Origin of the sequence: Burkholderia sp. BCC0405 (genome assembly GCF_902833075.1) — a bacterium.
Classification (GTDB): Bacteria; Pseudomonadota; Gammaproteobacteria; order Burkholderiales; family Burkholderiaceae; genus Burkholderia.
Genome location: NZ_CADFEO010000038.1, coordinates 1 through 21358, shown reverse-complemented (window position 1 = coordinate 21358; position 21358 = coordinate 1). Strand labels below are relative to the sequence as shown.

Genomic DNA, 21358 nt, shown 5'->3' with positions numbered 1-21358 from the left:
TCCGTAAACCGGCTCTTCTTCATGACTTCCTTTTCTCCGTTGGAAGCCATTCTCTCAAGTTTCAACTGGTCCGAAAATTCCAGGGCAGGTCAGCCTGGTGTGGCATCGCCAATCGTCCGATTGCCGATTATCGGGCGTCGTTCATCGGCGTCTCGAGCTCATCCTCGGGCAAAAGTCACCATTGCAATTCTGTGCCTGTCGAGCATGTTTCGCGGCTTCCGTCGCCACATGAGCCGTCAGCTCGATCCGGGCACCGGGTCACGTCTATCGGACGTTCTGGCGTGTTCTTGCCGCGAGCGTTGGACCACTGTTGGCCATCGAGCGCGTGAAGTCGGACCGCGCACGGGATGGCATCGCGTAGCCATCCCAAGTTGTTTGTGTCTTAATTCGCTGCATCTTCGCTCAGGTCGATTCACGCGCAGAAGCGCGCGTGCAGCCCGCCGGATGGAAAAGATCGGTGTGTAGCCTGAACCAGACGTCCGCGAGTTCATCAACGGGATAACATCAGAAATCCGCGCTGTTCCTTTTGACGAGCACGGACTGCCTATCGTGCAACACATAGATTTCGTCGGCGAGTGCACAGGCAGTGCCGCCAAAGCAGTCTCGTCCTTCGCCCATTAACGCGACGTGCGTGCCGCCGGCGTCGACGCCGGTCGATCGCTACCCGGATCCCGGGGTGCGGAGCCATCGCCCGGTGGAAACCGGTGGATCGAGTTCCGGCCTTGATCTCGGGTTAGCACGACCAACGCTGGGTTGCGAGCGGAAGATGTCGAAGACCGGACGTCGAAAGTCAGCGTTCCGGCGTCGTCGGATGGATGCGGGGCGGAGAACGCGCCGGCGTCGAATCCTCCGCAGGTATTGGCGTTCAGCTGCACGAGGCTGGCATCGTATGGGCAAGCGGGCTGTCGTACACATGCCGCGGATTCGTTGCGATAGGCCGACCAGATACCGAGGTTGGTCGGCTTCAGCCGATCATATGCGGCGAGCACGGCGGCTACCGCCGGGCGCCCTGGAGCGTGGTTGTCAACCAGGGCCTGCTGTTCGGATCGTGGCAATCATGCTCGCGCGACCGGGGAGCGACAGATCGTCGGCACGTGCGGTCAAAGCCATGAAGGCCGTCACAAGGGCGGGCAGGCGCAGAAGGATCCGAACCGTAGGCGGGCAGTTGCCCCGCGATGGTATCGCGTCTGTCACCGAGGTCGGCAAAGGCCGGGCCGCCCCCTGACCTCTCGTCGGCAGTCTTGACCAGAAGGCCCGATGCAGTTACTGGAAAACGCCCGAAAGCTCAGTCATGTATATCGCCTGCTCGTCGAGCCAGACAACCCATGAATTAGGAAGCGACGTCTCAAAAAACATCGGAGAGGGTCAATGAAACCGCCCGGCACGAAATTTGCGGAAATTTTTCGTTTACCCGCTTGGCAGAGTTCGCAAGAGGTCGTATGATGGCGGTCTTTCGTTTTCAGCGTAGATGCAGATCGACGTTGAGGGCGGAGTCTGACGAAGATGTGGCATTGATCGGTAGTACCCATGCTTGCCTTAGCCGGGCAAGGACGGGAGGTCGGTGGTCAAGCAGGCGTCGGGGAGAGAGTGAAAATAATCTTCCGGATGTGCTTGACAGAAGTGCGATGCACCCCCATAATCGTCAGTTCTCTACGGAGGGGTGCCCGAGTGGCTAAAGGGGGCAGACTGTAAATCTGTTGGCTTACGCCTACGTTGGTTCGAATCCAACCTCCTCCACCAAGATATCAGCGCAGTGAGCGGTAAGGAATCGTTTGTGGCCCGTGCGGGTGTAGCTCAATGGTAGAGCAGAAGCCTTCCAAGCTTACGACGAGGGTTCGATTCCCTTCACCCGCTCCAGACCGCGAAGTTGAAGCTTAAAGCGCCCATGTGGCTCAGTGGTAGAGCACTCCCTTGGTAAGGGAGAGGTCGGCAGTTCGATCCTGCCCATGGGCACCAGCAGTAAAAAGTCAGTGTCTTGTTTGCGCGCGGCGCAACATGTGAAATTCCTTTTGGGAGTTGAAAATGGCCAAGGAAAAGTTTGAGCGGACCAAGCCGCACGTGAACGTTGGTACGATTGGTCACGTTGACCACGGCAAGACGACGCTGACGGCAGCGATCACGACGGTTCTGACGAAGAAGTTCGGCGGCGAAGCGAAGGCATACGACCAGATCGACGCGGCACCGGAAGAAAAGGCGCGCGGCATCACGATCAACACGGCACACGTCGAGTACGAAACGGCTAACCGCCACTACGCACACGTCGACTGCCCGGGCCACGCTGACTATGTGAAGAACATGATCACGGGCGCAGCGCAGATGGACGGCGCGATCCTGGTTTGCTCGGCAGCAGACGGCCCGATGCCGCAAACGCGTGAGCACATCCTGCTGGCGCGTCAGGTTGGCGTTCCGTACATCATCGTGTTCCTGAACAAGTGCGACATGGTGGACGACGCTGAGCTGCTGGAGCTGGTCGAGATGGAAGTTCGCGAACTTCTGTCGAAGTACGACTTCCCGGGCGACGACACGCCGATCGTGAAGGGTTCGGCCAAGCTGGCGCTGGAAGGCGACACGGGCGAGCTGGGCGAAGTGGCGATCATGAACCTGGCCGACGCGCTGGACACGTACATCCCGACGCCGGAGCGTGCAGTTGACGGCGCGTTCCTGATGCCGGTGGAAGACGTGTTCTCGATCTCGGGCCGTGGTACGGTTGTGACGGGTCGTGTCGAGCGCGGCATCGTGAAGGTCGGCGAAGAAATCGAAATCGTCGGTATCAAGCCGACGGTGAAGACGACCTGCACGGGCGTTGAAATGTTCCGCAAGCTGCTGGACCAAGGTCAAGCAGGCGACAACGTTGGTATCCTGCTGCGCGGCACGAAGCGTGAAGACGTGGAGCGTGGCCAGGTTCTGGCGAAGCCGGGTTCGATCACGCCGCACACGCACTTCACGGCTGAAGTGTACGTGCTGAGCAAGGACGAAGGCGGCCGTCACACGCCGTTCTTCAACAACTACCGTCCGCAGTTCTACTTCCGTACGACGGACGTGACGGGCTCGATCGAGCTGCCGAAGGACAAGGAAATGGTGATGCCGGGCGACAACGTGTCGATCACGGTGAAGCTGATTGCTCCGATCGCGATGGAAGAAGGTCTGCGCTTCGCAATCCGCGAAGGCGGCCGTACGGTCGGCGCCGGCGTCGTCGCCAAGATCATCGAGTAAGCCAGTTATTCGTTGATCGACAGTTTTGGGGCTGGTAGTAGCCAGCCCCAACATGGTTTAGGGGTATAGCTCAACTGGCAGAGCGTCGGTCTCCAAAACCGAAGGTTGGGGGTTCGATTCCCTCTGCCCCTGCCAAAAAATAGCCACGTGTCCTACGTGGCATTTGTTTTAAGGTGTTATGGCGAATCCATCCGTCGAAACTGTAAATACCTCCGGCGATAAGCTGATGCTGGCCCTGGGCGTATTGCTGGTGTTGGCCGGATTCGTGGGCTTCTTCTGGCTGGCCAATCAGCAGTGGTATGTCCGCGGTGCCGCGTTGGCGGTAGGTATCATCGCCGGCGTGGCCGTCGGGCTGATGTCCGCACCTGGCAAGAGCCTCATCGCTTTTGCCAAGGATTCGTACAAGGAAGTCCGGAAGGTCGTTTGGCCCACCCGCAAGGAAGCAACGCAAACCACACTCGTCGTGTTCGGTTTCGTGCTCGTGATGGCGATTTTCCTCTGGTTGAGTGACAAATCGATCGAATGGGTGATTTTCTCGGCGATTCTGGGTTGGAAATGATATGAGCGATACTCCGGCATCCCCGAGCGGAAAGCGTTGGTACGTCGTGCACGCCTACTCCGGTATGGAGAAGAGCGTGCAACGTGCGCTTCAGGAGCGCATTGAACGTGCTGGCATGCAGGACAAATTCGGTCAGATCCTGGTTCCGACCGAAGAAGTGGTCGAAGTCAAAGGCGGCCACAAGGCAGTAACCGAGCGTCGTTTCTTCCCAGGCTATGTGCTGGTTGAGATGGAAATGACGGATGAAACGTGGCACCTCGTGAAGAACACCGCGAAGGTCACCGGTTTCGTCGGCGGTGCGCGCAACCGCCCGACCCCGATTTCCCCGAAGGAAGTCGAGAAGATCATGTCGCAGATGCAGGAAGGCGTTGAAAAACCGCGCCCGAAGACCCTGTTCGAAGTCGGCGAGATGGTGCGTGTCAAGGAAGGTCCGTTCACCGACTTCAATGGCACCGTCGAAGAAGTCAACTACGAAAAATCGCGCGTGCGTGTGTCGGTCACCATCTTTGGCCGATCCACCCCGGTCGAACTCGAGTTCGGCCAGGTCGAAAAAGTTTGATCCCGATTCGGTGGGCAGCCTTGGCTGCCCACCTTCGCGCTTACGGCCCGCGTCATGGCCGTTGAGGAGCGTCAGTAGCCAGTGGCGAAAGCGCGTTATTACTCACCGAACGCCTTCTCCGGCGTTCCAATGAGGTTCACAAATGGCAAAGAAGATTATCGGCTTTATCAAGCTGCAGATCCCTGCAGGTAAAGCCAACCCGTCGCCGCCGGTCGGTCCGGCACTGGGCCAGCGCGGCCTGAACATCATGGAGTTCTGCAAGGCGTTCAACGCGCAGACTCAAGGCATGGAGCCGGGTCTGCCGGTGCCGGTGGTCATCACGGCATTTGCTGACAAGAGCTTCACGTTCGTGATGAAGACGCCGCCGGCGACCGTCCTGATCAAGAAGGCGGCGAAGGTGGACAAGGGCTCGAGCAAGCCGCACACCGACAAGGTCGGTTCGATCACGCGCGCTCAAGCTGAAGAAATCGCGAAGACCAAGATGCCGGACCTTACGGCAGCTGATCTGGACGCAGCCGTTCGCACCATCGCTGGTAGCGCACGCTCGATGGGCATCACTGTGGAGGGCGTGTAAATGGCTAAGATCTCCAAGCGCCGTCAGGCATTCGCTGCCAAGGTTGATCGGCAGAAGCTGTACGCGATCGAAGACGCACTGAGCCTCGTGAAGGAATGCGCGAGCGCGAAGTTCGACGAGTCGATCGACGTCGCAGTCCAGCTCGGCATCGATGCGAAGAAGTCGGACCAGGTCGTTCGTGGTTCGGTCGTTCTGCCGGCAGGTACGGGCAAGTCGGTTCGCGTTGCCGTGTTCGCGCAAGGCGAGAAGGCTGAGCAAGCGCGCGCAGCAGGCGCCGAAATCGTCGGTATGGAAGACCTGGCAGAGCAGATCAAGGCTGGCCAGATGGACTTCGACATCGTGATCGCTTCGCCGGACACGATGCGTATCGTCGGTACGCTCGGTCAGATCCTCGGCCCGCGCGGCCTGATGCCGAACCCGAAGGTCGGTACGGTCACGCCGGACGTTGCAACCGCCGTCAAGAACGCGAAGGCTGGTCAGGTGCAATTCCGTGTCGACAAGGCCGGTATCATCCACGCGACCATCGGCCGTGCATCGTTCGAGCCGACCGCACTGCGTTCGAACCTGTCGGCGCTGATCGAAGCGCTGCAGAAGGCAAAGCCGGCAACGAGCAAGGGCGTCTACCTGCGCAAGATCGCACTGTCGAGCACGATGGGCGTCGGCGTGCGTGTCGACCAGGCTACGCTGGCAGCACAGTAAGCAAGTATTCAGGCCGCTTCGTTCGCGAAGCGGCCCTCATGGGCTTTGGGCGGTTGTTCGTGCAGCAGGGCGGGCAACCGGTTATCAAAGACCGTTGGTGGGGCGCAGCAGTCAGGTGATCCCTTAATTCAAGCCAACGCAGATGGCGAACCCGAAAAAGTTTTGCAGTGGTGAAACCGCAGGCCGTGAAGCGATTCCCGGCGTGAGGTGGAAATACTCCTAACGAGGTCGGACGCCGTTGTTGAACGAGGTACGTGAGGTTTCGTGCCGAACGTATCGTTTCTGGAGGCTAACCGTGCCGCTTAATAGAGAAGACAAGCAAGCCGTCGTCGCTGAGGTTTCCGCGCAAGTCGCGAAGGCCCAGACCGTTGTGCTGGCTGAGTATCGTGGAATTGCGGTTGGCGATCTGACCAAGCTGCGCGCGCAAGCGCGTGAGCAACAGGTTTACCTGCGCGTGTTGAAGAACACGCTGGCGCGTCGCGCTGTTGAAGGTACGCCGTTTGCTCCGCTGGCAGAGCAGATGACTGGCCCGTTGATCTACGGCATCTCGGAAGATGCAATTGCTGCTGCTAAGGTCGTCAACGACTTCAGCAAGAGCAATGACAAGTTGGTCATCAAGGCTGGTTCGTTCGATGGCAAGGTGATGGACAAGGCTGGCGTGCAAGCGCTGGCAAGCATCCCGAGCCGCGAAGAACTGCTCTCGAAGCTGCTGTTCGTTATGCAATCGCCTGTTTCGGGCTTCGCGCGCGCTCTGGCCGCGCTGGCCGAGAAGAAGCAAGCGGAAGCTGCGTAATCGAACGTGCATCAGCGTCATTGATCGCTGGCTGTATCCGAATTCAATTTAGGAGTATTTCAAATGGCAATCGCAAAAGAAGACATCCTGGCAGCAGTCGAAGGGATGACCGTTCTGGAACTGAACGAACTGGTCAAGGCATTCGAAGAGAAGTTTGGCGTGTCGGCAGCTGCAGTGGCAGTCGCTGGCCCGGCAGGCGGCGGCGCTGCTGCTGCTGCAGAAGAGAAGACCGAATTCACGGTCGTTCTGGCTGAAGCAGGCAGCAACAAGGTTGCAGTCATCAAGGCAGTTCGCGAACTGACGGGCCTGGGCCTGAAGGAAGCGAAGGACGTCGTTGACGGCGCACCGAAGGCTGTCAAGGAAGGCGTCGACAAGGCTGCTGCTGAAGAAGCCAAGAAGAAGCTGGAAGAAGCTGGCGCGAAGGTCGAAGTCAAGTAAGTTTCGGCGCGCTGTGCGAAGGCTGGCGGTATTTTCACCGCCGGCCTTTTTGTGCTTTGTGGGGACGTTATTCTGGCACTCATTCGGGAGCCCGAATAATCGGCCCCAGAAGCCAAAGAAAACCGCCTGATCGTTGTCATTGATCACGAATGGCGGTTCTCTTTGTCTTCTGAAGCGACTGCAGAAGGCAAGTTTGGTCGGGTAGCGGGCAACACAGGCATCCGCTGCCGTCAGCCAGCGGTTGGTAGCGGCCAACCACCAAGCTTCTCGGCTCGTTCAAGCCGTCGGACGGCCATCGGGTCTCAGTCGGTGAACACTCGGGTTTGAAACGTCCAGGTATTCCGCCTCGATAGCACCCGCCGTGATTCGGAGATCGTATGCAATATTCCTTCACCGAGAAGAAGCGCATTCGCAAGAGTTTCGCGAAGCGCCCCATCGTTCACCAAGTTCCTTTCTTGCTGGCTACCCAGCTTGAATCATTCAGCACGTTTCTGCAAGCCGATGTGCCGGCCACGCAACGCAAGCCTGAAGGTTTGCAGGCCGCGTTCACATCGGTATTTCCCATTGTTTCGCACAACGGTTTCGCACGTCTCGAGTTCGTGAGCTATGCGTTGTCCGCGCCGGCATTCAACATCAAGGAATGCCAGCAGCGTGGCCTGACGTACTGCTCCGCGCTGCGCGCGAAGGTCCGCCTTGTCATCCTCGACAAGGAATCGCCGAACAAGCCGGTCGTCAAGGAAGTGAAAGAGCAGGAAGTGTACATGGGCGAAATTCCGCTCATGACGCCGACGGGCTCGTTCGTCATCAACGGCACCGAGCGTGTCATCGTCTCGCAGCTGCACCGTTCGCCGGGCGTGTTCTTCGAACACGACAAGGGCAAGACGCACAGCTCGGGCAAGCTGCTGTTCTCGGCGCGGATCATTCCGTACCGCGGCTCGTGGCTCGACTTCGAATTCGATCCGAAGGACATCCTGTACTTCCGCGTCGACCGTCGCCGCAAGATGCCGGTCACGATCCTGCTGAAGGCCATCGGCCTCACGCCGGAACAGATCCTCGCGAACTTCTTCGTGTTCGACAACTTCACGCTGATGGACGAAGGTGCGCAACTCGAGTTCGTGCCCGAGCGCCTGCGTGGTGAAGTCGCGCGTTTCGACATCACGGATCGTGATGGCAAGGTCATCGTCCAGAAGGACAAGCGGATCAACGCGAAGCACATTCGCGACCTCGAAGCCGCGAAGACCAAGTTCATCTCGGTGCCGGAAGACTATCTGCTCGGCCGCGTGCTGGCGAAGAACGTCGTCGACGGCGACACCGGCGAAGTGATCGCGAGCGCGAACGACGAAGTCACGGAAAGCGTGCTTGAGAAGCTGCGCGAAGCGGGCATCAAGGACATCCAGACGCTCTACACGAACGACCTGGACCAGGGCCCGTACATTTCGTCGACGCTGCGTGTCGACGAAACGACCGACAAGACGGCCGCGCGCATCGCGATCTACCGCATGATGCGTCCGGGCGAGCCGCCGACCGAAGAAGCGGTCGAGGCACTGTTCAACCGTCTGTTCTACAGCGAAGAAGCGTACGACCTGTCGAAGGTCGGCCGCATGAAGTTCAACCGCCGCGTCGGCCGTGACGAGATCACCGGCCCGATGACGCTGCAGGACGACGACATCCTCGCGACGATCAAGATCCTCGTCGAGTTGCGCAACGGCAAGGGCGAAGTGGACGACATCGACCACCTCGGCAACCGTCGCGTGCGTTGCGTCGGCGAACTGGCGGAAAACCAGTTCCGCGCAGGTCTCGTGCGTGTCGAGCGCGCGGTCAAGGAACGCCTCGGCCAGGCCGAAAGCGAAAACCTGATGCCGCACGACCTGATCAACTCGAAGCCGATTTCGTCGGCGATCCGCGAGTTCTTCGGTTCGTCGCAGCTGTCGCAGTTCATGGACCAGACCAACCCGCTGTCGGAAATCACGCACAAGCGCCGTGTTTCCGCACTGGGCCCGGGCGGTCTGACGCGCGAGCGCGCAGGCTTTGAAGTCCGCGACGTGCATCCGACCCACTATGGCCGCGTGTGCCCGATCGAAACGCCGGAAGGTCCGAACATCGGTCTGATCAACTCGCTCGCACTGTATGCGCACCTGAACGAGTACGGCTTCCTCGAGACGCCGTACCGCAAGGTCGTGGACAGCAAGGTGACCGACCAGATCGATTACCTGTCGGCGATCGAAGAAGGCCGCTACATGATCGCTCAGGCGAACGCCGCGATCGACGAGAACGGCCAGCTGATCGACGAACTCGTGTCGTCGCGTGAAGCCGGCGAAACGATGATGGTCACGCCGGACCGTATCCAGTACATGGACGTCGCGCCGTCGCAGATCGTATCGGTGGCAGCTTCGCTGATTCCGTTCCTCGAGCACGATGACGCGAACCGTGCACTGATGGGTTCGAACATGCAGCGTCAGGCCGTGCCGTGTCTGCGTCCGGAAAAGCCGGTCGTCGGTACGGGCATCGAGCGCACCTGCGCGGTCGACTCGGGTACGACGGTTCAGGCGTTCCGCGGCGGCGTTGTCGACTATGTCGACGCAGGCCGTATCGTGATTCGTGTGAACGACGACGAAGCAGTCGCAGGTGAAGTCGGTGTCGACATCTACAACCTGATCAAGTACACGCGCTCGAACCAGAACACGAACATCAACCAGCGTCCGATCGTGAAGATGGGCGACAAGGTCTCGCGCGGCGACGTGCTGGCCGACGGCGCCTCGACCGACCTGGGCGAGCTCGCGCTCGGCCAGAACATGCTGATCGCGTTCATGCCGTGGAACGGCTACAACTTCGAAGACTCGATCCTGATCTCGGAGAAGGTCGTGGCCGACGATCGTTACACGTCGATCCACATCGAAGAGCTGAACGTCGTTGCACGCGACACGAAGCTCGGGCCGGAAGAAATCACGCGCGACATCTCGAACCTGGCGGAAGTCCAGCTCGGCCGTCTCGACGAATCGGGCATCGTGTACATCGGTGCTGAAGTCGAAGCAGGCGACGTGCTGGTCGGCAAGGTCACGCCGAAGGGCGAGACCCAGCTGACGCCGGAAGAGAAGCTGCTGCGTGCGATCTTTGGCGAGAAGGCTTCGGACGTGAAGGACACGTCGCTGCGCGTGCCGTCGGGCATGAGCGGCACCGTGATCGACGTCCAGGTGTTCACGCGCGAAGGCATCCAGCGCGACAAGCGTGCGCAACAGATCATCGACGACGAACTGAAGCGCTACCGTCTCGACCTGAACGACCAGCTGCGCATCGTGGAAGGCGACGCGTTCCAGCGTCTCGCACGCATGCTCGTGGGCAAGGTCGCGAACGGCGGTCCGAAGAAGCTCGCGAAGGGCACGAAGATCGACCAGGCTTACCTGGAAGACCTCGATCACTACCACTGGTTCGACATCCGCCTCGCGGACGACGAGGCAGCGGCGCAGCTCGAAGCGATCAAGAACTCGATCGAAGAAAAGCGTCACCAGTTCGACCTCGCGTTCGAAGAGAAGCGCAAGAAGCTCACGCAAGGAGACGAACTGCCGCCGGGCGTGCTGAAGATGGTCAAGGTGTACCTCGCGGTCAAGCGTCGCCTGCAGCCTGGCGACAAGATGGCAGGCCGTCACGGTAACAAGGGTGTCGTGTCGAAGATCGTCCCGATCGAAGACATGCCGTACATGGCCGACGGCCGTCCGGCAGACGTCGTGCTGAACCCGCTGGGCGTTCCGTCGCGGATGAACGTGGGTCAGGTTCTGGAAGTGCATCTCGGCTGGGCCGCGAAGGGCCTCGGCTGGCGTATCGGCGAAATGCTGCAGCGTCAGGCGAAGATCGAGGAACTGCGTGTGTTCCTGACGAAGATCTACAACGACTCGGGCCGCAAGGAAGACCTCGAAAGCTTCACCGACGAAGAGATCCTCGAACTCGCGAAGAACCTGCGCGAAGGCGTGCCGTTCGCCACGCCGGTGTTCGACGGTGCGACCGAGGAAGAAATGGGCAAGATGCTCGACCTCGCGTTCCCGGACGACATCGCTGAACAGCTCGGCATGAACCCGTCGAAGAACCAGGTCCGTCTGTACGACGGCCGCACGGGTGAAATGTTCGAACGTCGCGTGACGCTTGGCTACATGCACTACCTGAAGCTGCACCACTTGGTCGACGACAAGATGCACGCGCGTTCGACCGGCCCGTACTCGCTCGTCACGCAGCAGCCGCTGGGTGGTAAGGCGCAGTTCGGTGGCCAGCGTTTCGGTGAAATGGAAGTGTGGGCACTCGAAGCGTACGGCGCGTCCTACGTGCTGCAGGAAATGCTGACGGTGAAGTCGGACGACGTGACCGGCCGGACGAAGGTGTACGAAAACCTCGTCAAGGGCGATCACGTGATCGATGCAGGCATGCCGGAATCCTTCAACGTGCTCGTGAAGGAAATCCGCTCGCTCGGTATCGATATCGATCTCGACCGCAATTAATCGGACTACGGAGAGAAAGCAATGAAAGCTCTGCTCGATCTATTCAAGCAAGTCCAACAGGAAGAAGTTTTCGACGCGATCAAGATCGGTCTGGCTTCGCCTGACAAGATCCGTTCGTGGTCGTTCGGCGAAGTGAAGAAGCCGGAGACCATCAACTACCGTACGTTCAAGCCGGAACGCGATGGTCTCTTCTGCGCGAAGATCTTCGGGCCGATCAAGGACTACGAGTGCCTGTGCGGCAAGTACAAGCGTCTGAAGCACCGCGGCGTGATCTGCGAGAAGTGCGGCGTCGAAGTGACGCTGGCGAAGGTGCGTCGTGAGCGGATGGGCCACATCGAACTGGCCTCGCCGGTCGCGCACATCTGGTTCCTGAAGTCGCTGCCGTCGCGTCTGGGCATGGTGCTCGACATGACGCTGCGCGACATCGAACGCGTGCTGTACTTCGAAGCGTACGTGGTGATCGAACCGGGCATGACGCCGCTGAAGGCGCGGCAGATCATGACCGAAGAGGATTACTACAACAAGGTCGAGGAATACGGCGACGAATTCCGTGCCGAGATGGGCGCGGAAGGCGTGCGTGAGCTGCTGCGCGCGATCAACATCGACGAGCAGGTCGAGACGCTGCGCACCGAGCTGAAGAACACCGGCTCGGAAGCGAAGATCAAGAAGTACGCGAAGCGCCTGAAGGTCCTCGAGGCATTCCAGCGCTCGGGCATCAAGCCCGAGTGGATGATCCTCGAAGTGCTGCCGGTGCTGCCGCCGGAACTGCGTCCGCTCGTGCCGCTGGATGGCGGCCGTTTCGCGACGTCGGACCTGAACGACCTGTATCGCCGCGTGATCAACCGTAACAACCGGTTGAAGCGTCTGCTCGAGCTGAAGGCGCCTGAAATCATCGTCCGCAACGAAAAGCGGATGCTGCAGGAAGCCGTCGACTCGCTGCTCGACAACGGTCGTCGCGGCAAGGCGATGACGGGCGCGAACAAGCGTCCGCTGAAGTCGCTCGCCGACATGATCAAGGGCAAGGGCGGTCGTTTCCGTCAGAACCTGCTGGGCAAGCGCGTCGACTACTCGGGCCGTTCGGTCATCGTGGTCGGCCCGACGCTGAAGCTGCACCAGTGCGGTCTGCCGAAGCTGATGGCGCTCGAGCTGTTCAAGCCGTTCATCTTCAACAAGCTGGAAGTGATGGGCGTTGCGACGACCATCAAGGCTGCGAAGAAGGAAGTCGAGAACCAGACGCCGGTGGTGTGGGACATCCTCGAAGAGGTGATCCGCGAGCACCCGGTGATGCTGAACCGTGCGCCGACGCTGCACCGTCTCGGTATCCAGGCGTTCGAGCCGGTGCTGATCGAAGGCAAGGCAATTCAGCTGCACCCGCTCGTCTGCGCGGCGTTCAACGCCGACTTCGACGGTGACCAGATGGCCGTTCACGTGCCGCTGTCGCTCGAAGCGCAGATGGAAGCGCGTACGCTGATGCTGGCGTCGAACAACGTGCTGTTCCCGGCCAACGGCGATCCGTCGATCGTGCCGTCCCAGGATATCGTGCTGGGTCTGTACTACGCGACCCGCGAAGCGGTCAACGCCAAGGGCGAGGGCCTGTCGTTCACGGGCGTGTCGGAAGTGATCCGCGCGTACGAGAACAAGGAAGTCGAGCTCGCGTCGCGCGTCAACGTGCGGATCACCGAAATGGTCCACAACGAGGACAAGTCGGAAGGCGCACCGCCGTTCGTGCCGAAGATCACGCTGTACGCGACGACCGTCGGTCGCGCGATCCTGTCGGAGATCCTGCCGCACGGCCTGCCGTTCTCGGTGCTGAACAAGCCGCTGAAGAAGAAGGAAATCTCGCGCCTGATCAACACGGCGTTCCGCAAGTGCGGTCTGCGCGCGACGGTGGTGTTTGCCGACCAGCTGATGCAGTCGGGTTTCCGTCTCGCGACGCGTGCCGGCATCTCGATCTGCGTCGACGACATGCTCGTGCCGCCGCAGAAGGAAACGATCGTTGGCGACGCCGCGAAGAAGGTGAAGGAGTACGACCGTCAGTACATGTCGGGTCTCGTCACCGCTCAGGAACGCTACAACAACGTGGTCGACATCTGGTCGGCAACGTCGGAAGCGGTCGGCAAGGCGATGATGGAGCAGCTGTCGACGGAGCCGGTGACGGACCGCGACGGCAAGGAAACGCGCCAGGAATCGTTCAACTCGATCTACATGATGGCCGACTCGGGCGCCCGGGGTTCGGCGGTTCAGATTCGTCAGCTGGCCGGTATGCGCGGCCTGATGGCGAAGCCGGACGGCTCGATTATCGAGACGCCGATTACCGCGAACTTCCGCGAAGGTCTGAACGTGTTGCAGTACTTCATCTCGACCCACGGTGCACGTAAGGGTCTGGCTGATACGGCACTGAAGACCGCGAACTCGGGTTACCTGACGCGTCGTCTCGTCGACGTCACGCAGGATCTGGTCGTGGTGGAAGACGATTGCGGCACGTCGAACGGCGTGGCGATGAAGGCACTCGTCGAAGGCGGTGAAGTCGTCGAAGCGCTGCGTGACCGTATCCTCGGCCGCGTTGCGGTGGCGGACGTCGTGAACCCGGAAACGCAGGAAACGGTGTACGAATCGGGCACGCTGCTCGACGAAACGGCGGTCGAGGAAATCGAACGCCTCGGCATCGACGAAGTGCGCGTGCGCACGCCGCTGACCTGCGAAACGCGTTACGGCCTGTGCGCAGCCTGCTACGGCCGCGACCTCGGCCGCGGCTCGCTCGTGAACGTCGGCGAAGCAGTCGGCGTGATCGCGGCGCAGTCGATCGGTGAACCGGGCACGCAGCTGACGATGCGTACGTTCCACATCGGTGGTGCGGCATCGCGTGCGGCAGTGGCTTCGTCGGTCGAAGCGAAGAGCAACGGTATCGTGCGCTTCACGGCGACGATGCGCTACGTGACGAACGCGAAGGGCGAGCAGATCGTCATCTCCCGTTCGGGCGAAGCGATGATCACCGACGATTTCGGCCGCGAGCGCGAGCGTCACAAAGTGCCGTACGGCGCGACGCTGCTGCAGCTCGACGGCGCGACGATCAAGGCAGGCACGCAGCTCGCCACGTGGGATCCGCTGACGCGTCCGATCATCACCGAGTACGGTGGTACGGTGAAGTTCGAGAACGTCGAGGAAGGCGTGACCGTCGCGAAGCAGATCGACGACGTGACCGGCCTGTCGACGCTGGTCGTGATCGACGTGAAGCGTCGTGGCTCGCAAGCTTCGAAGAGCGTGCGTCCGCAGGTCAAGCTGCTCGACGCGAACGGCGAGGAAGTGAAGATTCCGGGCACGGAGCACGCAGTGCAGATCGGCTTCCAGGTCGGCGCACTGATCACCGTGAAGGATGGCCAGCAGGTGCAGGTCGGTGAAGTGCTCGCACGTATCCCGACGGAAGCGCAGAAGACGCGTGACATTACCGGCGGTCTGCCGCGGGTGGCGGAACTGTTCGAAGCGCGTTCGCCGAAGGATGCCGGCATTCTCGCGGAAGTCACCGGTACGACGTCGTTCGGCAAGGACACGAAGGGCAAGCAGCGTCTCGTCATCACGGACCTCGAGGGCAACCAGCACGAGTTCCTGATCGCGAAGGAAAAGCAGGTTCTGGTTCACGATGCCCAGGTCGTCAACAAGGGCGAAATGATCGTGGACGGTCCGGCCGATCCGCACGACATCCTGCGTCTGCAGGGTATCGAGGCGCTGTCGCGCTACATCGTTGACGAAGTGCAGGACGTGTATCGTCTGCAGGGCGTGAAGATCAACGACAAGCACATCGAGGTGATCGTTCGCCAGATGCTGCGTCGTGTGCAGATCACCGACAACGGTGATACGCGCTTCATCCCGGGTGAACAGGTCGAGCGTTCCGACATGCTGGACGAGAACGATCGCATGATCGCCGAGGACAAGCGTCCGGCTACGTACGAAAACGTGCTGCTGGGTATCACGAAGGCATCGCTGTCGACCGACTCGTTCATCTCCGCGGCATCGTTCCAGGAAACGACCCGCGTGCTGACCGAAGCGGCGATCATGGGCAAGCGCGACGATCTGCGTGGCCTGAAGGAAAACGTGATCGTCGGCCGTCTGATTCCGGCCGGTACGGGTCTCGCGTTCCACAAGGCACGCAAGGCGAAGGAATCGTCGGATCGCGAGCGTTTCGACCAGATCGCAGCGGAAGAGGCATTCGACTTCGGCACGCCGAGCGCGCCTGCCGCGGAAGAGCCGCAACAGCACCCGGCAGCCGAGTAAGCGCGGGCGGCGCGAGCCGCCCCGCCTCGCTGTCATCGAAGCCGCCCGGTTTTGCCGGGCGGTTTTTTTTATCCGTCGTTCGCGCGCATGACGCGCTTGCTCATCGCCGGCCCCGGCTGCTTGCGAGCGGTGTGCCACGTCGCTTTACATCGTGATCGCTTGCGGCCCCGTCGCGGCAGGCCCGTCATGCACGCGAACGAACCCTGTCCGATTGGCCAACATTGCACGATTCGCCACGCGTCATGCGAGCGGGTTGTTAAACTTGCGGTCATCGTCCTGCCGTCCTCGTTCTCATCATTCATGTCCCGCGCCCTCGAAATCCTCGACGAAGTCTTTGGTTATTCCGCCTTTCGCGGCCAGCAGGGCGAGATCGTCGAACACGTCGCCGGCGGCGGCGATTGTCTCGTGCTGATGCCGACCGGCGGCGGCAAGTCGCTGTGCTACCAGATCCCGGCGCTGCTGCGGCGCGAAGCCGGGCAGGGCGCCGGCATCGTCGTGTCGCCGCTGATCGCGCTGATGCAGGACCAGGTCGCCGCGCTGCGCGAAGTCGGCGTGCGCGCGGCCTATCTGAATTCGACGCTGTCGGGCGCCGAGGCCGCGGCGACCGAGCGCGCGCTGCGCGAAGGTGAGATCGACCTGCTGTACGTCGCGCCCGAACGGCTGATGACGGGGCGTTTTCTCGAGTTGCTCGAGCGCGCGAAGATCGGCCTGTTCGCGATCGACGAAGCGCACTGCGTGTCGCAATGGGGGCACGATTTCCGCCCGGAATACATCCAGCTGTCGGTGCTGCACGAGCGGTTCCCGTCGGTGCCGCGCATCGCGCTGACCGCCACGGCCGACGCGATCACGCGCGACGAGATCATCCATCGCCTCGCACTCGACGACGCGCGCGTGTTCATATCGAGCTTCGATCGCCCGAACATCCGCTACCGGATCGTCGAAAAGGACAACGCGCGTTCGCAACTGCTCGACTTCATCCGCGCCGAACACACGAATGCCGACGGCACGACCGATGCGGGCGTCGTCTATTGCCTGTCGCGCCGCAAGGTGGAGGAGACGGCCGAGTGGCTGAAGGCGCAGGGCGTACGCGCGCTGCCGTATCACGCGGGGATGGAGTTCGAGGTGCGGCAGAAGCACCAAGAAATGTTCCAGCGCGAGGAAGGCATCGTGATGTGCGCGACGATCGCGTTCGGCATGGGCATCGACAAGCCGGACGTGCGCTTCGTTGCACACCTGGATCTGCCGAAGAGCGTCGAAGGCTACTACCAGGAAACGGGCCGCGCGGGCCGCGACGGGATGCCCGCGAATGCGTGGATGGCGTACGGCCTCGGCGACGTCGTCCAGCAGCGCAAGATGATCGACGAGTCCGACGCGGACGACGCGCACAAGCGCGTGCAGACGTCGAAGCTCGACGCGCTGCTCGGGCTGTGCGAGACGATCTCGTGCCGCCGCGTGCGGCTGCTGAACTACTTCGGCGAGGCGAGCCAGCCGTGCGGCAACTGCGACACGTGCCTCGAGCCGCCCGATTCGTGGGACGCGACGCGCGAGGCGCAGATGGCGCTTTCATGCGTGTTCCGCGCGCAGCGTGCGAGCGGCTTCAATTTCGGTTCGAGCCACCTGATCGAGATCCTGCGCGGCGGGCGTACCGAGAAAGTGTTGCAGCGCGGCCACGATCAGCTCACGACGTTCGGGATCGGCGCGTCGCTGTCGGAAGCCGAGTGGCGCGCGATTTTCCGGCAGCTCGTCGCGTACGGCTACCTGGCGGTCGACCATGGCGGCTTCGGCGCGCTCATGCTGACCGAGGCCGCGAAGCCCGTGCTGAAGAACGAGGAGAAGGTCACGCTGCGCCGCTACGTGAAGCCGCAGCGCACGCGCCAGTCGTCGAGCCGCAGCGGCACGCGCGTCGATCCGACGGCCGGCATGGGCACGCGCGAGCGCGCACGGTGGGATGCGCTGCGCGCGTGGCGTGCGGAGACAGCTAAAACGGACGGCGTGCCGGCCTACGTGATCTTCCACGACGCGACGCTCGCCGAGATCGCACGCAACGCGCCGGAGACGATCGACGACCTGCGCCATATCCCCGGCATGGGCGTGCGCAAGCTGGAACGCTTCGGCGACGAGATCATCGACGTCGTCGAATCGGCCTGACACAGGCGTCCCGACCCTTCCGGTAAACCACGCGTCCTGCCGGCGAATCACGCAACCCGTTGACTTAGTTGGTATTTCCGGAATATGATGCTGGGTTCCGGTATTCGGTGGGCCGAGTCGCGTTCCAAGGTTCGCACCCGTTTCGCCGGTTCGGAAGTCAACTGTGCGCCGATTCTCGCTTTGCCCGAAATCGATGCGCAGATTTTGTTCAATTTCAGGAATAAACAATGCCAACCATCAACCAACTGGTTCGCAAAGGCCGTCAGTCGGAAACGACGAAGAGCAAGAGCCCGGCCCTGCAGGACTGCCCCCAGCGTCGCGGCGTGTGCACCCGTGTGTACACGACGACGCCGAAGAAGCCGAACTCGGCACTCCGTAAGGTCGCCAAGGTTCGTCTGACGAACGGCTTCGAAGTGATTTCGTACATCGGCGGTGAAGGCCACAACCTGCAGGAACACTCGGTTGTGCTGATCCGCGGCGGCCGTGTGAAGGACTTGCCGGGTGTGCGTTACCACATGGTTCGCGGCTCGCTGGATACCCAGGGCGTCAAGGACCGTAAGCAAGCGCGCTCGAAGTACGGCGCGAAGCGTGCAAAGGCTGCCAAGTAAGCAGTTTTTGATCAGGGATCGCCGCAGGGCGGTCAAGGCGGGAGTGCCGGATTGCCGGTGCTGTCGAGTAAGTGGTCACCCGGCCAAGCTGGTTAGTCGTGAAGATGTGATCGGGTTTGTTGGTGGCCGCGGAGCTGGAACCAGCTCCAACTGAACAAGTAAAGGAAGAATCATGCCGCGTCGTCGCGAAGTCCCCAAGCGGGAAGTGTTGCCGGATCCGAAGTTCGGCAACGTTGATGTAGCCAAGTTCATGAACATGCTGATGCTGTCCGGCAAGAAGTCGGTCGCAGAGCGCATCGTTTATGGCGCATTCGAACAGATCCAGACCAAGGGTGGCAAGGACCCGCTGGAAGTGTTCACGGTTGCGCTCAACAACGTCAAGCCGGTGGTCGAAGTGAAGAGCCGTCGCGTTGGTGGTGCCAACTATCAAGTTCCGGTCGAAGTGCGTCCGTCGCGTCGTATGGCATTGGCGATGCGCTGGTTGCGTGAGGCTGCGAAGAAGCGTAGCGAGAAGTCGATGGCCCTGCGCCTGGCAGGTGAGCTCTCCGAAGCGGCCGAAGGCCGTGGCGGCGCGATGAAGAAGCGCGACGAAGTTCACCGCATGGCAGAAGCCAACCGCGCGTTCTCGCATTTCCGTTTCTAAGCGCCTGGCTGGGCTTTTAGCGGAAATAAATTCCGGGCGGGTGCGCTTTTCAGGCGCCTCGCCCGTTTGTGTTGAAGCATGATGCAGCAGGGCTGCATCGTGTCATCCCAGTAGAGGATCAAAGTGGCTCGCAAGACTCCTATCGAGCGCTACCGCAATATCGGTATTAGCGCTCACATCGACGCCGGCAAAACGACGACGACCGAGCGCATTCTGTTTTACACCGGTGTGAACCACAAGATCGGTGAAGTCCACGACGGCGCAGCCACGATGGACTGGATGGAGCAGGAACAGGAGCGTGGCATCACGATCACGTCCGCTGCTACCACCGCCTTCTGGAAGGGCATGGGCGGCAACTATCCGGAACACCGCATCAACATCATCGACACCCCGGGCCACGTCGACTTCACGATTGAAGTCGAGCGCTCGATGCGCGTGCTCGACGGCGCGTGCATGGTGTACTGCGCAGTGGGCGGCGTGCAGCCGCAGTCGGAAACGGTGTGGCGCCAGGCGAACAAGTACAAGGTGCCGCGTCTCGCGTTCGTCAACAAGATGGACCGTACCGGCGCGAACTTCTTCAAGGTCTACGACCAGCTCCGTCTGCGCCTGAAGGCGAACCCGGTTCCGGTCGTGGTGCCGATTGGCTCGGAAGAAAACTTCAAGGGCGTCGTCGATCTGATCAAGATGAAGGCGATCATTTGGGACGAAGCGTCGCAAGGCACGAAGTTCGACTACGTCGACATCCCGGCCGAGCTCGCAGAGACCTGCCAGGAGTGGCGCGAGAAGATGGTCGAGGCGGCTGCTGAAGCCAACGAAGACCTGATGAACAAGTACCTGGAAGAAGGCGATCTGCCGGAAGCCGACATCGTCAAGGCGCTGCGTGACCGTACGATCGCGTGCGAAATCCAGCCGATGCTGTGCGGTACCGCGTTCAAGAACAAGGGCGTGCAGCGTATGCTCGACGCCGTGATCGATTTCCTGCCGTCGCCGGTCGACATCCCGCCGGTCAAGGGCGAACTCGAAAACGGCGAATCGGCAGAGCGCCGTGCAGCGGACGACGAGAAGTTCTCGGCACTCGCATTCAAGATCATGACCGACCCGTTCGTCGGCCAACTGATCTTCTTCCGCGTGTACTCGGGCGTCGTGAATTCGGGCGACACGCTGCTGAACTCGACGAAGGACAAGAAGGAACGTCTGGGTCGTATTCTGCAGATGCACGCGAACCAGCGCGAAGAAATCAAGGAAGTTCGCGCAGGCGACATCGCTGCTGCGGTCGGCCTGAAGGAAGCGACCACGGGCGACACGCTGTGCGATCCGGCGAACCCGATCATTCTCGAGCGCATGGTGTTCCCGGAGCCGGTGATCTCGCAGGCTGTCGAGCCGAAGACCAAGGCTGACCAGGAAAAGATGGGCCTCGCGCTCAACCGCCTGGCGCAGGAAGATCCGTCGTTCCGCGTGCAGACCGACGAAGAATCGGGCCAGACCATCATTTCGGGCATGGGCGAGCTCCACCTCGAAATTCTGGTCGACCGGATGAAGCGTGAATTCGGCGTGGAAGCAACCGTCGGCAAGCCGCAGGTTGCATACCGCGAAACGATCCGTTCGACGGCGAAGGACGTCGACGGCAAGTTCGTCAAGCAGTCGGGTGGTCGCGGCCAGTACGGTCACGCGGTCATCACGCTCGAGCCGAACGAACAGGGCAAGGGCTACGAGTTCTTCGACGAGATCAAGGGTGGTGTGATTCCGCGTGAATACATCCCGGCGGTCGACAAGGGTATCCAGGACACGCTGAAGTCGGGCGTGCTGGCAGGCTTCCCGGTCGTCGACGTGAAGGTCCACCTGACGTTCGGTTCGTACCACGACGTCGACTCGAACGAAAACGCGTTCCGCATGGCCGGCTCGATGGCGTTCAAGGAAGCGATGCGCAAGGCGAACCCGGTCGTGCTCGAGCCGATGATGGCTGTCGAAGTCGAGACGCCGGAAGACTACATGGGCAACGTGATGGGCGACCTGTCGGGCCGTCGCGGTATCGTCCAGGGCATGGAAGACATGGTCGGCGGCGGCAAGATCGTGCGCGCCGAAGTGCCGCTGTCGGAAATGTTCGGTTATTCGACGTCGCTGCGTTCGCTGACGCAAGGTCGTGCAACGTACACGATGGAGTTCAAGCACTACGCTGAAGCTCCGCGCAACGTTGCCGATGCGATCATCAGCGCGAAGTCGAAGTAAATCTGAAGCTACCAACTGATTATTTTTTGAAAGAAGAGAATCATGGCAAAAGAAAAGTTTGAGCGGACCAAGCCGCACGTGAACGTTGGTACGATTGGTCACGTTGACCACGGCAAGACGACGCTGACGGCAGCGATCACGACGG

Annotated in this window: 14 protein-coding genes and 4 tRNA genes; all 18 read left to right on the top strand. The window is 61.1% G+C overall.

Annotated features, from left to right (window positions below):
* Window positions 1–1654 precede the first annotated feature (1654 nt).
* A tRNA-Tyr gene (locus HWX36_RS35700) sits at window positions 1655–1740 on the top strand.
* Between the two features lie 43 nt (window positions 1741–1783).
* Window positions 1784–1857, top strand: a tRNA-Gly gene (locus HWX36_RS35695).
* Between the two features lie 24 nt (window positions 1858–1881).
* Window positions 1882–1956 (top strand) — tRNA-Thr (locus HWX36_RS35690).
* Between the two features lie 66 nt (window positions 1957–2022).
* Window positions 2023–3213 carry an elongation factor Tu gene (tuf, locus tag HWX36_RS35685; RefSeq protein ID WP_011882996.1) on the top strand — a complete coding sequence of 397 codons (1191 nt, stop codon included), beginning with the start codon at window positions 2023–2025 and terminating at the stop codon, window positions 3211–3213.
* A gap of 59 nt (window positions 3214–3272) precedes the next feature.
* Window positions 3273–3348, top strand: a tRNA-Trp gene (locus HWX36_RS35680).
* A gap of 43 nt (window positions 3349–3391) precedes the next feature.
* Window positions 3392–3772: a preprotein translocase subunit SecE gene (gene secE / locus HWX36_RS35675; RefSeq protein WP_006482892.1), complete on the top strand. Its 381-nt coding sequence runs from the start codon at window positions 3392–3394 to the stop codon at window positions 3770–3772.
* A gap of 1 nt (window position 3773) precedes the next feature.
* Window positions 3774–4331 carry a transcription termination/antitermination protein NusG gene (gene nusG / locus HWX36_RS35670; protein ID WP_006400672.1) on the top strand — a complete coding sequence of 186 codons (558 nt, stop codon included), beginning with the start codon at window positions 3774–3776 and terminating at the stop codon, window positions 4329–4331.
* Window positions 4332–4473: 142 nt separating this feature from the next.
* Window positions 4474–4905, top strand: coding sequence for a 50S ribosomal protein L11 (rplK, locus tag HWX36_RS35665; RefSeq protein ID WP_006477201.1), 432 nt, complete (start codon window positions 4474–4476; stop codon window positions 4903–4905).
* Complete coding sequence (rplA, locus tag HWX36_RS35660; protein WP_006482906.1) at window positions 4906–5604, top strand: 50S ribosomal protein L1; 699 nt, start codon at window positions 4906–4908, stop codon at window positions 5602–5604.
* Window positions 5605–5899: 295 nt separating this feature from the next.
* Complete coding sequence (gene rplJ, locus HWX36_RS35655) at window positions 5900–6397, top strand: 50S ribosomal protein L10 (RefSeq protein ID WP_027788582.1); 498 nt, start codon at window positions 5900–5902, stop codon at window positions 6395–6397.
* Window positions 6398–6460: 63 nt separating this feature from the next.
* Entirely contained in the window at window positions 6461–6835 is a 375-nt protein-coding gene (gene rplL / locus HWX36_RS35650; RefSeq protein ID WP_021161757.1) for a 50S ribosomal protein L7/L12, read from the top strand.
* A 377-nt stretch (window positions 6836–7212) separates the two neighbouring features.
* Window positions 7213–11319 (top strand): DNA-directed RNA polymerase subunit beta, encoded by a 4107-nt coding sequence (gene rpoB, locus HWX36_RS35645; protein WP_175958420.1) that lies wholly within the window; start codon window positions 7213–7215, stop codon window positions 11317–11319.
* 21 nt (window positions 11320–11340) lie between these two features.
* Window positions 11341–15588: a DNA-directed RNA polymerase subunit beta' gene (gene rpoC / locus HWX36_RS35640; protein WP_175958419.1), complete on the top strand. Its 4248-nt coding sequence runs from the start codon at window positions 11341–11343 to the stop codon at window positions 15586–15588.
* Between the two features lie 300 nt (window positions 15589–15888).
* Window positions 15889–17736, top strand: a complete 1848-nt coding sequence (recQ, locus tag HWX36_RS35635) for a DNA helicase RecQ (protein ID WP_175958418.1) — start codon at window positions 15889–15891, stop codon at window positions 17734–17736.
* Between the two features lie 227 nt (window positions 17737–17963).
* Window positions 17964–18344, top strand: a complete 381-nt coding sequence (rpsL, locus tag HWX36_RS35630) for a 30S ribosomal protein S12 (RefSeq protein ID WP_006400662.1) — start codon at window positions 17964–17966, stop codon at window positions 18342–18344.
* A gap of 172 nt (window positions 18345–18516) precedes the next feature.
* Window positions 18517–18987 carry a 30S ribosomal protein S7 gene (rpsG, locus tag HWX36_RS35625; RefSeq protein ID WP_006477195.1) on the top strand — a complete coding sequence of 157 codons (471 nt, stop codon included), beginning with the start codon at window positions 18517–18519 and terminating at the stop codon, window positions 18985–18987.
* 123 nt (window positions 18988–19110) lie between these two features.
* A complete protein-coding gene (gene fusA / locus HWX36_RS35620) occupies window positions 19111–21213 on the top strand; it encodes an elongation factor G (protein WP_175958417.1) in 2103 nt (700 codons plus the stop codon).
* A 42-nt stretch (window positions 21214–21255) separates the two neighbouring features.
* Window positions 21256–21358: GTP-binding protein (locus HWX36_RS35615; protein WP_031274870.1), on the top strand; the 103-nt coding region annotated here is incomplete at its 3' end.